Origin of the sequence: Streptococcus suis S735 (assembly GCF_000294495.1) — a bacterium.
GTDB lineage: Bacteria > Bacillota > Bacilli > Lactobacillales > Streptococcaceae > Streptococcus > Streptococcus suis.
In genome coordinates this window covers 1711451-1725136 of the sequence record NC_018526.1, presented here as the reverse complement: position 1 = coordinate 1725136, position 13686 = coordinate 1711451, and the positions used below count along the sequence as shown (strand labels likewise).

Here is a 13686-nt window from a genome sequence, read left to right as displayed (position 1 = left end):
CGAACTCTGTTCGCATCAGTCGTATAGGTCAGATTTGGAGTGTAATACACGAACAAATCTGCCAATCAACCACTGCGCTGAGATGTTGACACGAACTCTAAGTAGTAGCCGTTGGGCTTTTTGCCCAGCCTCTTTTGGTATAATATTCTTATGTTAGAAAATAACCGCTTAAATGAATTAATACTCCGTTTTCCAGAGGATGTTCAGTTGATTTTTAAGGACATGATTCCCTCCTATCAGTTGGGCTATGTGGATTATGTTTATCAGACAGATAGTTACGCCACCCAAAACCGTCGGATTAAAAATTTAGCAAAAAATTTCTGAAGAATGGATTATTTTTACATCATGCCCCTGCCCCAGGATCTGGCATTGGAAATTGCTAACCAATGGCGCTATCAACCACCTTTGGATGCCTATACGATTAGTGCAAACCCCGAGATTTATGCTGTGATGATTTCACCAGAGGCGCGTGGGGACCGCTTTTTTGCAGTCATCCGCAATGCTGCCCTCATGGGCTATTTCTGTATTGACCAAGATGGCGAGACAGTTGACATTCGTTTGGGCATGAAACCTTCTTTGACAGGTCAGGGAAATGGCAGAGCTTTCTACCAGGCTATTGAAGACTATTTAGTAGAGCATGTTCAGCCAGCTAGTATCAAACTGACAGTTGCTAGCTCTCATCAAGTTGCCCAAAAACTCTTTCATGCTCTTGGTTTTACAGAAATAGAAAAGCAAGCAGAATATATCAAAATGGAAAAGAAACTCGTATGCGATTAGATAAATTTTTAGTGGATTGCGGTGTTGGCAGTCGGACAGAAGTCAAGAAACTCCTGAAAAACAAGCAAGTCACAGTCAACGGCCAAGTAGAAACATCACCCAAACAGCAAATTAACGAAAAAAAAGACCAGATTGCAGTAGCAGGTCAGGTCCTTAGTCATGAAACCTTTGTTTACTATCTGTTAAACAAGCCTAAGGGAGTTATTTCAGCCACCGAGGATGACCACCATCGGACTGTCTTGGACCTGCTAGATAATACAGCTCGCCAGAAGGAAGTTTTTCCTGTTGGACGCTTGGACATCGATACCCACGGTCTCTTGCTTTTGACCAACAAGGGTCAGCTGGCTCATGCCATGCTTTCTCCGAAAAAGCATGTTGATAAACTCTACCGAGCACAGGTTGACGGGATCATGACCCAAGAGGATGTCGAACGATTTGCGGCAGGAATTGAGCTGAAAGACTTTACCTGTCAACCAGCCCAGTTGACCATCCTCTCTACAGATGAAGCTAAGCAGACCTCGCTCGTTGACATCACCATCCGAGAAGGGAAATTTCACCAGATCAAACGCATGGTGCAGGCTTGTGGAAAGACGGTGACAGACTTGCAACGATTGACCATGGGGCCTCTTCGCTTAGATCCAAAATTAGCGCTTGGAGAATACCGCAGGTTGACTGCTGCCGAATTAAAGCAATTAGAAGTCTTTGGTGTGGAATTATAGATAAATAGAAGAGACTTGCTCCCGATTGGAGGTCTTCTTCTTTTTGGGGTAAGTAAAAAATGCTAAGGGTGTACAGTTGTCGTACCTGAAATTCTAGCCCCTACTTGACCGTACTTGGCATAACATATTACAATATATACAAGAACCTGTGTTCACAGTTCATAGCTTCCATTGGAGTGTTTGAAGGTGGAGATAAGGAAAGGAGATTCCTGACCAATTAGGTGGTAGGCGAAAACAGCCACAGGAGCTTTTTACTCGTCGAAGCAATAAAGTGAAACTAAATGGTGATAGAGTCAAGTATTCCTTCAAAAAATTGCCTTGATGAGCAAAAACGATATCTTGCATAAGAACACTTTGTTTATGAATATAGGTTCTAAGAATTGTCCAAGAGAGGTTATTATATGTTGAAATATATCCGTGCCCTTCCCCTTGTTATAGTAGCGGGAGCGGTTGTTTACTTTACTATTTTTATCTGTATTGATAATGGTGATTGGACCTATGTTGTGACTAGAGCGCTAGGGCTTAAGGAAGAACATGCCAATAATGTTTCTTTGATTGTAATTGGTGCCCAATCACTTTTTCTAACTTCGGATTGGTTTTACAAGCGGATTCGTGCCTTTCTCAATCGTCGTTTGGAAAAGGCCAAAGGGCTTAATCGGCAGATTTATCTGGGCTATAAGGCAGGGATTGAGTTTTTGATGGCGTTACCCAAACGAACTATTTTATTCACATTCTATCTACTTTTAGTAGTTGCTGAAAGTGTTGGTCTGATTGAAAAAGCCAAGGACTATGCTGCGGTAATCATCTTCATAATTGCTGTTGACCGCGTGACCAAAATCTGGCCGGAGGAAAAGGGGAGGATGATTGAGTTTAGCCAGAAGATTAAGAAACGGATTAAGAGTGTGGAGTAGGGAGAGTAATACCTAAATATGTACGTATATTACGAAGGCAATATTGTCTTCTTTTTCTGTTAAAAAATTAAACGAAATGTAAGATATATATTTCAAAATAGAAAATATAGTGTGTAATAAAATTATAAAAATGCACAGGAGGATGGCTATGGCATGAAAAATATTCGTTTAAAGTTAGCTCGTGTGGAAAAAGAGTTGGAAAAATGGAGTAATAATAAGCAGTTCAGCTCCTGCTCAGCCATTTTTCTAAAAAATAAAAATTTACAAAATTCCTTGCCAAAAGTAAGGGCTTATGTTACAATATCAAAAGCGTAGGTTTTTAAACTCATCCCGTGAGGTGAGAAAGACAACAGGATAATTCATTAAGGGCCTATGACTATGTATATTTAGAAAGTCTGGGTCTTTTTGTGTACCCAGAATGGGAGATTTATGAGTACAAAAGCCAATCTTTTGTTTGATGTCCATGAGAAACCAGCACCGCTTCAAGGGATTTTGTTGAGTTTCCAGCACGTGTTCGCTATGTTCGGAGCGACAATCTTGGTGCCACTGATTCTCGGTATGCCAGTTTCCGTGGCTCTCTTCGCATCAGGTGTCGGAACCTTGATTTACCAAGTAGCGACACAGTTTAAGGTGCCGGTTTACCTGGGATCTTCCTTCGCCTACATCTCAGCTATGGCCCTCGCCATTAAGGAAATGGGCGGCGATGTGTCAGCTGCGCAGACAGGTATTCTCTTTGTCGGTTTGATTTACGTCTTGATTGCTGCGCTTGTCAAAGTTATCGGGACCAAGTGGATTGATACCCTCTTGCCACCGATTGTTATCGGTCCTATGATTATCGTTATCGGTCTGGGTCTTGCCAACTCTGCCGTGACTTCGGCAGGCTTTGTCGCAGACGGTGACTGGAAAAACGTCGTTGTGGCGATCGCAACCTTCTTGATTGCTGCTTTTGTCAATACCAAAGGGAAAGGCTTCGCCAAGATTGTTCCCTTCTTGATTGCCATCATCGGTGGTTACGTGATTGCACTCTGTCTTGGTTTGGTTGACTTCACACCTGTTCTGGAAGCAGCTTGGTTTGAATTACCAGGTTTCTACCTACCATTTGAAACAGGTGCCTTCAAGTCGTACAATTTCTACTTCGGTCCAGAAATGATTGCTATCTTACCAATTGCTGTTGTAACAGTAGCTGAGCATATCGGTGACCACACCGTTCTCAGCCAAATCTGCGGCCGCCAGTTCTTGAAAGATCCAGGCCTCAGCCGTACCTTGATTGGTGACGGTGTGGCGACTGCCGTATCTGCCTTTATCGGTGGACCTGCTAACACGACTTATGGTGAAAATACAGGGGTTATCGGTATGACTCGCATCGCATCAGTATCCGTTATCCGTAATGCAGCCTTGATTGCCATTGCCTTCTCATTCTTGGGTAAATTTACATCCCTTATCTCTACTATTCCAAGTGCCGTACTTGGAGGCATGTCTATCTTGCTTTACGGGGTTATCGCCTCAAACGGTTTGAAAGTTTTGATTGAGAGCCGTGTTGATTTCGGTCAAGTCCGTAACCTGATTATTGCAAGCTCAATGCTGGTATTGGGTCTTGGTGGAGCAGTTCTCAACATCGGTGCCATCACCCTTTCAGGTACAGCCCTCTCAGCCATTGTAGGTATTATCCTCAATCTCATCTTGCCAAAAGCAGAAAAGGCAGAGTAAATGTGATATACAAGCAGAAAGTCAGCAAAAGCTGGCTTTTTTTGAAAATAGCAGAGCTACTCAGCTAGTTTTCAAATCAGTTGACAAAAAAGACAATCCTTGATAGAATAAATGAGGTCCAAAAGGACAAATCTAGCTTTTTCTTGGTTACAGGTCGCCAACCTGTCACTCGGATTAGGCTCAAAAACAAAGGAGAACATATCATGGCAATCTCAAAAGAGAAAAAAAATGAAATCATGGCACAATATGCTCGTCATGAAGGCGACACAGGTTCAGTTGAAGTTCAAGTAGCAGTACTTACTTGGGAAATCAACCACCTTAACGACCACATCAAACAACACAAAAAAGACCACGCAACTTACCGTGGTTTGATGAAAAAAATCGGTCGCCGTCGTAACTTGTTGGCATACCTACGCCGCACAGACGTTAACCGTTACCGTGAATTGATTCACTCACTCGGACTCCGTCGTTAATTAGCAGGTATAGAAACAAAAAAACACAGCACCAGTATCTTGTATACTGAGCTGTGTTTTTTGTTTTTTTCCCTATTGTATGAGTTGCTTCAATAAAAGATTCGATCGAGCTTAGGGGATTTGCTTTTTGTAGTGGATTTATCAGGTGGTCTATTTGATTACTTCTGTAAGATGTTTTGTTTGTTCTAAGATAGCTGTAATCTCTTGTTTATGATCCTGGATAAGTGCTAGGTAAAGCAAGTCGGTTAGGAAAAGTGAGTTGCTTCGTGATGTAATAGCCCCGACTCGAAGTTCATGCTCATGTCGTGGGATTCTAAATGTAATATCGGCTAAATCTGCTAATTGATTCTTACCAGTTCCAGTGATAGTTATCGTTGAAACTCCATTTTCTTTTGCGAAACGAAGTGGCTCAACGACTTCTTTTGTCATTCCGCTATAACTAATTCCGATTGCTAAGTCACCGTTTCCAGCGGTTGCAATATTAGCCATCTGAATATGTGTATCTTGTGCAAAAATACATGTTTTACCTATTCTACTCAGCTTGTAGTAAAAGTCACTGCAAACAATACCTGATGCCCCAACTCCAAATAAATAAATTCGAGAAGCGCTTTGTAATAATTTTACGGCGGCTTCTAATTCTTCCAAGTTTAGAAAACTGATGGTTTGTTGATTTGAAATTGTTATTGAATGAATTAATTTAGTAGAAATATCGTCAATCGAATCTGATGGCGTGAAGTGAGCATTGAGTAAATCATCATATTTCGATTTGGCTATTTCTATCTTTAACTTATTAAAGTTAGAATAGCCCATTTTTTTACTGATTCGACTGATTGTAGCTGTTGATACTCCGGCGTTATCGGCTAATTGATAGATATTCATTGTTTCAATACGATGGATGTTCTCTTCAATATAATCCAATAATTTGTTTTCGGTAGGGGTTAAATTCTCTATCGAGTGATTTAAAATGTTTCTATTCATAATGATTCCCTTCTAACACAGTCTGTTATAAAGTTTCTTTAATTTCTAAAAAATATTGAAATAATAATACAAAAGTTGTATAATACGATTATAGCAAACGTTTACAAAAAAAGAAAGGAGAATAAGATGGATATTGAACGATTGAATACAGAGCAGTCCAATCCAGACTCATTTGCTATTGAGACAATGTCTATCGGGGAAATCACCGCCTACATTAATCGTGAAGATGGCCTGGTTGCTTTAGCTGTACAACGTATACTGCCCCAAATTAATGCAGTAATAGAAATAGTCGTTGACTGCTTGAAAAAGGATGGTAGACTGATCTATGTCGGAGCGGGAACCTCAGGAAGGCTAGGAGTTTTGGATGCTTCGGAGTGTCCGCCGACTTTTGGAGTTTCTCCAGAGTTAGTACAAGGACTTATTGCTGGAGGAAATGGAGCTGTACGTGCCGCCAAAGAGGGGGCAGAGGATAACCGAGCAGCAGCTGTAGAGGATCTGCAACAAATTGGTATATCGGCGAAGGATGTGGTTATCGGGCTTGCTGCTTCAGGCAGGACTCCATATGTCCTTGAGGCAGTCACATATGCTCGTGAAATTGGAGCAAAGACGGCCAGTATTTCCTGTGTACAAGATGCGGAAATCTCCCCATTGGTAGATGCTCCGATTGAAGTATTGGTTGGACCAGAGGTTGTAACGGGATCTAGTCGAATGAAAGCTGGGACAGCTCAAAAAATGATTCTGAATATGATTTCTACCACCTCGATGATACAACTAGGAAAAGTTTTTCGAGGATTCATGGTAGATGTGCAACCGACCAATCAAAAACTGATTCAACGAGCAAAAAGAATTATTTGTGAAACAACTGGCTGTACAGAGATGGAGGCGGAACATATTTTTCAACAAGCCAACCAAGACGTGAAATTAGCCATCTTGATGCAGTTGAGTCAACTTGATCAAATAGAGGCAAAAAAACTTCTGGAAAACTATCATAATCACATTTCATTTGCAATTCAATCAATTTTGGATAAGGAGAATTAAAATGAAAAATACGAAAGATGTTGCAAAGCAAGTTCTTGAAAATGTTGGTGGCAGGGAAAATATCCTAGGGAATGCAGTTTGTATGACACGACTTCGTTTACAGTTACGAGATGACAAGCTGGTTCACCTTGATAGTCTCAAAAACATAGAAGGGGTTTTGGGAGTTGTTGAGGCAGATACACTTCAAATTGTTTTTGGGCCTGGAACAGTGACAAAGGTTGGCCAAGCATTTTCAGAACTGACAGGTATATCATTGGGAAGTGTTGAAGAAGATTACACAACAGCGGATGTTGCTGCTACAAATAAAAGGATAAATAAAGAGAAGTACGACAAGCCAGTTCAACGATTCTTGCAAAAAATTGCTAATATTTTTATACCTATATTACCTGGTATAATTGCGGCAGGTTTGATAAATGGGATTACAAATGTCATTAATGTATCAACCGGGAATGCTTTTGCAATGGAATGGTGGTATCAATGTATTAGGACTATGAGTTGGGGACTCTTTACTTTTTTGCCAATCTATGTTGGAATGAATGCGGCGAAAGAATTTAAAGGAAGTCCGATTTTGGGAGCAATGGCCGGAGCTATGTCTGTGGCAGTTCCTTCAATGCCTTTGTTGACAGTAGTGGATGACAAATCAATTTTATTACCTTTTGTGGACAAGGCATTCTCACCTAGTGCAGGCGGTTTGTTAGCGGCTCTATTTGTTGGGATTTTCTTTGCATTTCTAGAAAGAAATATCCGAAAATATATGCCAAGTTTTTTAGACACTTTTTTGACTCCTCTTTGTACAGTAATATTGGGTGGTCTGGTTGCTTTGTTAGTCATTCAGCCTCTTGGAGAAGTGTTAACCACAGCTATTTATAGTGGATTAAATTTTGTATATGAGAAGCTAGGTATAGTAGGTGGGTATATTTTGTCAGCAGGCTTCTTACCATTGGTATCAGTTGGACTACACCAAGCATTGACTCCAATACATGTTTTGTTGAATGATCCATCTGGGCCAACAGGTGGTATAAATTATCTCTTGCCTATTTTGATGATGGCAGGTGGTGGACAAGTCGGGGCTGGTTTAGCACTCTTTTTGAAAACAAAAAATAAAAAGTTGAAACAACTAACACGAGATTCTATTCCAGTCGGAATCTTGGGAATTGGTGAACCGATGATGTACGCCGTCACTTTGCCATTGGGCAAACCTTTCCTAACCGCTTGTTTAGGTTCAGGTTTTGGCGGTATTTTGGCAGTGTTATTCCATTTAGGGACTGTATCTCAAGGAGTTTCTGGTTTGTTTGGACTGTTAATCATGGTACCTGGAAGCCAACTGCAATTTGTTATAGCGATGCTGGCTGCATATGTAGGTGGTTTTGTACTAACTTGGTTCTTTGGTGTGGATGAAGATAGAATTGAGACCGTATATGGAAGTTAATGATTTTTTCAGTCGTTTCGGTTTTTCACTCTATTTATCTAACTCATTTGCTAATTCGGAAAAGTGGTTTATAGAATATCAAAATGCAGGATTTTCCTTTGTTTTCTCTTCGCTTAATATAAATGAAGAAGAGAAGGGAGACGAAAAGATTCGTCATATTGTAACAAAATGTCAACGAGAAGGGCTGACCTTGATTGTGGATATCAATCAAGATAGTTTGAAGCGATATGGGAATGAAGGGATTAAAAAGCTCGGTATTAAAGCACTTAGGATTGATGATGGAATTACTATTGAAGTCATGAAATCATTGTCGGAAGACTTTTTACTTGTCTTAAATGCATCTACATTGTCAGATGATTTTTTAAGGAAGATGATGGACGTTGGTATTGAGAAAACAAAAGTTTTGGCATGTCATAATTATTATCCTAAGCCTTATACAGGTTTAGGGGGAAGTAGTGTCCGTGACCTAAATAGTCGGCTACACTCTTGTGGAATAAAAGTCATCACCTTTATTCCTGGAGATAACAAGCGTTTTCCGCTTTTTGAAGGACTTCCAACCGTTGAAGAACATAGAGCGTTGCCTCCAATTCAAGCCGCACTCGATTGTTTGATGTGTTGTGAAAGTGATTATGTTTGTATTGGGGATAATGCCTTATCGAGTGCTTCATTAGAAAGATTTTCATATTTGACAAAGGGTATAATAGCCTTATCAGCGCAGTTTCCAAAGCAATTGAAGGGAATGAATTTCGAAAATAGAATTGATGCAGTGAATATGTCATACGTGCTAGCCATTCAAGGGCTCAGTTAAAAGGATATGCAATTCAAGGGCCAGCAAGTCATCGAAAACGAGGAGATATTGTTCTTGCTAATGAACAGTTTCTTCGTTATCAATCAGAACTAGAAATTTGTTTGGTCGACTTGCCTCAGGACGACCGCCAAATGGTTGTTGGCCATGTCCATGAAAGCGATGTCCCTTTGTTAGATTTTGTGAAACATCCATTTCATTTTACCTTTATATAAAACGAGTATTTGGTCTGAGAGTTCAATAATCGGTAACTTAAAAAAGCCTCCAAACGATTTAGTATCATTGGAGGTTTTTATATTACAAATTTTCAATCCAATATCGGAGCATACGCTCGCTACTATTAGGGTCAATACGGGTATCCTCATAAACTCCACCATTTGCAAGGATGGTCTTTTGAGAGGCAATATTCCAATCTGCAGCGGTGATTAAGACTTGGGCAATTCCCAATTTTTTAGCTTCCAGCAGGGCAATTCGTAGTTGTTCAGTCGCATAGCCTTTTCTTCGCTCTTCTGGGTGAATAGAATAGCCGATATGACCAATATAATTCTTTAAATGCTCGTGATTAAGATCGTGGCGAATAGTGCAAATGCCAACCATCTGTTGATCTTTTTCACGAATACAAAGAAATGTAGAAGAAGGAGAACGTTCTGTATGATTTGTCCCATAAGATGACACAGCTTTAATGTGTTCTAGCCATTCCTCAACTGCTTCAAATTGTTGCAGTTTGCCACCACCATGAAGATGTTCATTGCTAAATGCTTCTTTATAGGCTAGGATTTGGTTCTTCCATTTTAAACTAGGAACTACAAGATGGCAAGTTTCCATTTTCTACCTCCAACTATTTTGAATAGTTTATCATGAGTATGTTTTCTTGTCAAAAATAGTTTCAGGCCTTTATTTCTACCTAAAATATGATAAAATAAGGAGTATGCGTGGTTTTGTGCAAAAGAGAGTGAAACAAGCTTGTTTGATTGTCTTTTGTAGAAAACACGCAAGAAAAATTTCAGAAAAAATAGGAGACAATTAATGTCAAAACAAGTATTTGAAACGGTTTTTGCTGGCAAAAAATTGGTCGTTGAAACAGGTCAAGTTGCCAAACAAGCCAACGGTGCGGTTGTCGTTCGCTACGGTGATTCCACAGTTCTTACAGCGGCAGTTATGTCAAAAAAAATGGCGACGGGAGACTTCTTCCCCCTCCAAGTCAACTATGAAGAGAAAATGTACGCTGCTGGGAAATTCCCAGGTGGCTGGATGAAGCGTGAAGGTCGTCCGTCAACTGATGCGACCTTGACAGCTCGTTTGATTGATCGTCCGATTCGTCCAATGTTTGCGGAAGGTTTCCGTAACGAAGTTCAAGTCATCAACACAGTGCTTTCTTATGATCCAGATGCATCTGCTCCAATGGCAGCCATGTTTGGTTCCTCATTGGCATTAGCGATCTCAGACATTCCATTCAATGGTCCAATTGCTGGTGTTCAGGTTGGTTATGTTAATGGCGAATTGATTATTAACCCAGATCAAGCTCAACAAGAAGCCTCCCTTTTAGAATTGACAGTTGCTGGTAACAAAGACGCTATCAACATGGTTGAATCGGGTGCCAAAGAATTATCAGAAGAAGTGATGTTGGAAGCACTCTTGAAAGGTCATGCGGCCATTCAAGAACTCTTGGATTTCCAAAATCAAATCGTGGCAGCAGTTGGTAAGGAAAAAGCAGATGTGGAGCTTCTTCAAGTGGACCCAGAATTGCAGGCTGAGATTGTTGCAGCTTACAATGACGATTTGAAAAAAGCGGTGCAGGTTGAAGAAAAATTGGCCCGTGAAGATGCGACCAATGCCGTTCGCGAGACTGTCATTGCAACTTACGAAGAAAAATACGCTGAGCACGAAGAATTTGACCGTATCATGCGTGATGTCCATGAAATCTTGGAACTCATGGAGCATACAGAAGTTCGTCGTTTGATTACTGAAGACAAGGTCCGTCCAGATGGTCGCCGTGTTGATGAGATTCGTCCTTTGGATGCAGAAGTAGACTTCTTGCCAAATGTTCACGGCTCAGGTCTCTTTACCCGTGGTCAAACGCAAGCCCTCTCTGTCTTGACCTTGGCACCAATGGGAGAAACCCAAATCATCGACGGTTTGGATGATGAGTACAAGAAACGCTTCTTGCATCACTACAATTTCCCGCAATACTCAGTTGGCTCAACTGGTCGTTACGGTGCACCAGGTCGTCGTGAGATTGGTCACGGTGCTCTCGGTGAGCGCGCTCTTGAGCAAGTCTTGCCTAGCTTGGAAGACTTCCCTTACGCTATCCGCTTGGTAGCAGAAGTCTTGGAGTCAAACGGTTCTTCTTCACAGGCATCTATCACAGCTGGGACCCTTGCCCTTATGGCAGGTGGTGTGCCAATCAAGGCACCCGTTGCAGGGATTGCTATGGGTCTGATCTCAGATGGTACCAATTACACCGTCTTGACCGATATTCAAGGTCTTGAGGATCACTTCGGCGACATGGACTTCAAGGTAGCTGGTACTCGTGACGGTATCACAGCCCTTCAAATGGATATTAAAATTGACGGTATCACACCACAAATCTTGGAAGAAGCCTTGGCACAAGCTAAGAAGGCACGTTTTGAAATCCTTGATGTCATCGAAGCGACTATCCCAGAAGTTCGTCCTGACTTGGCACCAACTGCACCGAAGATTGACACTATCAAGATTGATGTGGACAAGATCAAGATTGTCATAGGTAAGGGTGGTGAAACCATTGATAAGATTATTGCAGAAACTGGCGTGAAAATTGATATCGACGAAGACGGTCTTGTGGCGATCTTCTCACCAGACCGTGCTGCAATTGAGCGCACAAAAGAAATCATCGCTGGTCTTGTCCGTGAAGCAAAAGTGGACGAAGTCTTCCAAGCAAAAGTGGTTCGTTTGGAGAAATTCGGTGCCTTTGTCAACCTTTTTGACAAGACCGATGCCCTCGTCCACGTTTCTGAAATGGCTTGGACACGTGTCAATAAACCAGAAGATTTGGTTGAGGTTGGCGATGTTGTAGATGTTAAGGTGATAAAAATTGATGATAAGGGACGTATTGATGCTTCTATGAAAGCTCTTCTACCAAAACCAGAAGGCTACGTGGAACCAGAAAAACGTGAACGTTCAGAAAAACCTCGTCGTCATAAAGAACACAAAGAGAAAAAAGATAATAACTTTGGTGAATTTAAATTTCATAAAGTAGATAAAAAATAATGGTGAAGTAGGCAAGTCCCGAAATGGACTTGTCTTCTCGCTAGAAGGAGAAGTCATGGGTTGGTGGAAGGATACCATAGAAATTGTAAAAGAAAAAGATCCGGCAGCACGGAACTCCTTGGAAGTCCTTTTGACCTACCCAGGAGTCAAGGCACTGGCTGCTCATCGTCTCTCTCACTGGATGTGGCAAAATGGTTTTAAATTATTAGCTCGGATGCACAGTCAGTTTTGGCGTTTTTGGACCAACATTGAAATTCATCCAGGTGCAGAAATTGCCTCGGGAGTCTTTATTGATCATGGCGCGGGATTGGTAATTGGTGAGACTGCAATTGTCGAATCTGGTGTAATGTTATACCATGGAGTAACTCTTGGAGGAACAGGCAAGGATACAGGGAAGCGCCATCCAACAGTTCGAAAAGGGGCACTCGTTTCTGCTCATGCCCAGGTGATTGGCCCAGTTGAAATCGGAGAAAATGCGAAAGTAGGTGCTGCTGCTGTTGTCCTAGCCGATGTTCCAGCAGATGTGACAGTGGTCGGTATGCCGGCTAAAATCGTCCGTGTTCATGGTCAAAAAGATGAGAAGATCATTCATGACATGGAAGATGGTCGTGAACACTACACGACAAAATTAGCAGAGTTGAGAGAAGCCAGCCATCGTTCGTCGCATTTGTAGGAAAGAAGGCTGATATGCTACTAGAAGAATTTGAAAACACCTCTGCAGTTATTGAACCAACGGACAAGGCTATCCGTGGTGGTGGAGAGGTATGTGAGACGATGATTTTCTCCTTCAATGGAGAAATCGTGGACCGAGTAAGTCAGCTAGCTGAAAGCAGGGAAGGTGGTCATCTTCAGACGTTAAATGGTCGCCATCCTTGGTATATTTTGGAAAGAGATGGACTGCAGGTTGCGGTCATGTTGGCAGTAATCGGTGCTCCAATGGCAGTTGGTCATCTGGAAGAGCTGAAAGCCTGTGGCTTTGAGAATTTTATCGTTCTGGGTTCTTGTGGGGTGCTGGATAAGTCGCTCGCTGCGGATAAGATCATCCTTCCTAGCTCTGCTCTTCGGGACGAGGGAACTGGTTACCACTACGCACCTGCTAGCGAGGAAATCAGCTATGACCCTGCTCTGCTATTAACCATGGAAAAGGCCTTGGACCAAGCGGGAATCGAGCACGTGCGGGCTAAGACCTGGACCACGGACGCTTTCTTTCGGGAAACAGCTGCCAAGGTCAAGCGTCGCCTAGCCGCTGGTGCCATGGTGGTCGATATGGAAGCTTCTGCTATCATGGCCTGGGCAAACTTTCGTCAGGCCAAGGTCTACCAATTTTTCTACACGGCAGACTATGTGGACCACCACAAGAATGAATGGGATGCCCGTCGAGAGGAACGGATGGCTGACAGTATGACCTTCTTTGAAGTGGCCATGGCCATTGCAAGAAAATTAGAAAGTAGATCATGTTAAAAAAATTAGTAAGACAAAACTGGCCTTATGTGTTGACCGCCATCGCTGGGACAATCATGTTTATCCTTAAATTCTCCCAAGGAAGCTGGCAGGTAGGGATGATTTGGTTGGCCGCGACAGCTTATTGGCTAGTAAAATTGTA

Annotated in this window: 16 protein-coding genes; 14 read left to right on the top strand and 2 right to left on the bottom strand. The window is 41.9% G+C overall.

Annotated elements, in window-relative coordinates:
• The first annotated feature begins 150 nt into the window (after positions 1 to 150).
• The 7 genes from YYK_RS08545 (at position 151) to rpsO (ending at position 4587) form a co-directional block, all read left to right on the top strand.
• Positions 151 to 324, top strand: a complete 174-nt coding sequence (locus YYK_RS08545) for a hypothetical protein (RefSeq protein ID WP_014636147.1) — start codon at positions 151 to 153, stop codon at positions 322 to 324.
• A 3-nt stretch (positions 325 to 327) separates the two neighbouring features.
• Positions 328 to 777 carry a GNAT family N-acetyltransferase gene (locus YYK_RS08540; RefSeq protein ID WP_012027825.1) on the top strand — a complete coding sequence of 150 codons (450 nt, stop codon included), beginning with the start codon at positions 328 to 330 and terminating at the stop codon, positions 775 to 777.
• Positions 768 to 1496 carry a pseudouridine synthase gene (locus YYK_RS08535; protein ID WP_012028519.1) on the top strand — a complete coding sequence of 243 codons (729 nt, stop codon included), beginning with the start codon at positions 768 to 770 and terminating at the stop codon, positions 1494 to 1496. The genes YYK_RS08540 and YYK_RS08535 overlap by 10 nt, the downstream gene beginning before the upstream one ends.
• 401 nt (positions 1497 to 1897) lie before the next feature.
• Positions 1898 to 2407, top strand: a complete 510-nt coding sequence (locus YYK_RS08530; RefSeq protein WP_012775348.1) for a hypothetical protein — start codon at positions 1898 to 1900, stop codon at positions 2405 to 2407.
• A 153-nt stretch (positions 2408 to 2560) separates the two neighbouring features.
• Positions 2561 to 2722 (top strand): hypothetical protein, encoded by a 162-nt coding sequence (locus YYK_RS10290; RefSeq protein WP_012027822.1) that lies wholly within the window; start codon positions 2561 to 2563, stop codon positions 2720 to 2722.
• A 114-nt stretch (positions 2723 to 2836) separates the two neighbouring features.
• The gene (locus YYK_RS08520) at positions 2837 to 4114 is read left to right on the top strand and encodes a uracil-xanthine permease family protein (RefSeq protein ID WP_012775347.1); all 1278 of its coding nucleotides are present in this window, start codon (positions 2837 to 2839) and stop codon (positions 4112 to 4114) included.
• A gap of 203 nt (positions 4115 to 4317) precedes the next feature.
• Positions 4318 to 4587, top strand: a complete 270-nt coding sequence (gene rpsO, locus YYK_RS08515; RefSeq protein ID WP_002938849.1) for a 30S ribosomal protein S15 — start codon at positions 4318 to 4320, stop codon at positions 4585 to 4587.
• Between the two features lie 150 nt (positions 4588 to 4737).
• Here rpsO and YYK_RS08510 read toward each other — a convergent pair whose 3' ends face one another.
• Positions 4738 to 5565, bottom strand: coding sequence for a MurR/RpiR family transcriptional regulator (locus YYK_RS08510; protein WP_014917317.1), 828 nt, complete (start codon positions 5563 to 5565; stop codon positions 4738 to 4740).
• A 126-nt stretch (positions 5566 to 5691) separates the two neighbouring features.
• Here YYK_RS08510 and murQ point away from each other — a divergent pair, with 126 nt between their 5' ends.
• The 4 genes from murQ to YYK_RS10295 are packed head-to-tail and all read left to right on the top strand — an operon-like array spanning position 5692 to position 9052.
• On the top strand, positions 5692 to 6603 hold the full coding sequence (gene murQ / locus YYK_RS08505) for an N-acetylmuramic acid 6-phosphate etherase (protein WP_012775346.1): 912 nt from the start codon (positions 5692 to 5694) through the stop codon (positions 6601 to 6603).
• 1 nt (position 6604) lies between these two features.
• The gene (locus YYK_RS08500; protein ID WP_012775345.1) at positions 6605 to 8032 is read left to right on the top strand and encodes a PTS transporter subunit EIIC; all 1428 of its coding nucleotides are present in this window, start codon (positions 6605 to 6607) and stop codon (positions 8030 to 8032) included.
• Entirely contained in the window at positions 8022 to 8840 is an 819-nt protein-coding gene (locus tag YYK_RS08495) for a MupG family TIM beta-alpha barrel fold protein (protein WP_014636513.1), read from the top strand. The genes YYK_RS08500 and YYK_RS08495 overlap by 11 nt, the downstream gene beginning before the upstream one ends.
• On the top strand, positions 8810 to 9052 hold the full coding sequence (locus YYK_RS10295) for a phospho-sugar glycosidase domain-containing protein (RefSeq protein WP_074390306.1): 243 nt from the start codon (positions 8810 to 8812) through the stop codon (positions 9050 to 9052). Before YYK_RS08495 ends, YYK_RS10295 begins: the two co-directional genes overlap by 31 nt.
• A gap of 82 nt (positions 9053 to 9134) precedes the next feature.
• Here YYK_RS10295 and YYK_RS08490 read toward each other — a convergent pair whose 3' ends face one another.
• Positions 9135 to 9662, bottom strand: a complete 528-nt coding sequence (locus tag YYK_RS08490; protein ID WP_012027813.1) for a GNAT family N-acetyltransferase — start codon at positions 9660 to 9662, stop codon at positions 9135 to 9137.
• A 201-nt stretch (positions 9663 to 9863) separates the two neighbouring features.
• On the opposite strand from YYK_RS08490, the gene pnp reads away from it, so the two are divergent.
• From pnp to YYK_RS08470, 3 genes are read left to right on the top strand one after another with little or no spacing between them, the layout of a single operon-like run.
• A complete protein-coding gene (gene pnp, locus YYK_RS08480; RefSeq protein WP_012027812.1) occupies positions 9864 to 12083 on the top strand; it encodes a polyribonucleotide nucleotidyltransferase in 2220 nt (739 codons plus the stop codon).
• Between the two features lie 55 nt (positions 12084 to 12138).
• On the top strand, positions 12139 to 12756 hold the full coding sequence (cysE, locus tag YYK_RS08475; protein WP_012027811.1) for a serine O-acetyltransferase: 618 nt from the start codon (positions 12139 to 12141) through the stop codon (positions 12754 to 12756).
• Between the two features lie 14 nt (positions 12757 to 12770).
• Positions 12771 to 13544 (top strand): nucleoside phosphorylase, encoded by a 774-nt coding sequence (locus tag YYK_RS08470; protein WP_012027810.1) that lies wholly within the window; start codon positions 12771 to 12773, stop codon positions 13542 to 13544.
• The last annotated feature ends 142 nt before the right edge of the window (positions 13545 to 13686 follow it).

What these genes read in the sequence shown, in the direction of transcription:
- YYK_RS08545 (WP_014636147.1), top strand. Translation starts at nt 151, where the DNA reads ATGTTAGAAAATAACCGCTTAAATGAATTAATACTCCGTTTTCCAGAG.
- YYK_RS08540 (WP_012027825.1), top strand. Translation starts at nt 328, where the DNA reads ATGGATTATTTTTACATCATGCCCCTGCCCCAGGATCTGGCATTGGAA.
- YYK_RS08535 (WP_012028519.1), top strand. Translation starts at nt 768, where the DNA reads ATGCGATTAGATAAATTTTTAGTGGATTGCGGTGTTGGCAGTCGGACA.
- YYK_RS08530 (WP_012775348.1), top strand. Translation starts at nt 1,898, where the DNA reads ATGTTGAAATATATCCGTGCCCTTCCCCTTGTTATAGTAGCGGGAGCG.
- YYK_RS10290 (WP_012027822.1), top strand. Translation starts at nt 2,561, where the DNA reads ATGAAAAATATTCGTTTAAAGTTAGCTCGTGTGGAAAAAGAGTTGGAA.
- YYK_RS08520 (WP_012775347.1), top strand. Translation starts at nt 2,837, where the DNA reads ATGAGTACAAAAGCCAATCTTTTGTTTGATGTCCATGAGAAACCAGCA.
- rpsO (WP_002938849.1), top strand. Translation starts at nt 4,318, where the DNA reads ATGGCAATCTCAAAAGAGAAAAAAAATGAAATCATGGCACAATATGCT.
- YYK_RS08510 (WP_014917317.1), bottom strand. Translation starts at nt 5,565, where the DNA reads ATGAATAGAAACATTTTAAATCACTCGATAGAGAATTTAACCCCTACC.
- murQ (WP_012775346.1), top strand. Translation starts at nt 5,692, where the DNA reads ATGGATATTGAACGATTGAATACAGAGCAGTCCAATCCAGACTCATTT.
- YYK_RS08500 (WP_012775345.1), top strand. Translation starts at nt 6,605, where the DNA reads ATGAAAAATACGAAAGATGTTGCAAAGCAAGTTCTTGAAAATGTTGGT.
- YYK_RS08495 (WP_014636513.1), top strand. Translation starts at nt 8,022, where the DNA reads ATGGAAGTTAATGATTTTTTCAGTCGTTTCGGTTTTTCACTCTATTTA.
- YYK_RS08490 (WP_012027813.1), bottom strand. Translation starts at nt 9,662, where the DNA reads ATGGAAACTTGCCATCTTGTAGTTCCTAGTTTAAAATGGAAGAACCAA.
- pnp (WP_012027812.1), top strand. Translation starts at nt 9,864, where the DNA reads ATGTCAAAACAAGTATTTGAAACGGTTTTTGCTGGCAAAAAATTGGTC.
- cysE (WP_012027811.1), top strand. Translation starts at nt 12,139, where the DNA reads ATGGGTTGGTGGAAGGATACCATAGAAATTGTAAAAGAAAAAGATCCG.
- YYK_RS08470 (WP_012027810.1), top strand. Translation starts at nt 12,771, where the DNA reads ATGCTACTAGAAGAATTTGAAAACACCTCTGCAGTTATTGAACCAACG.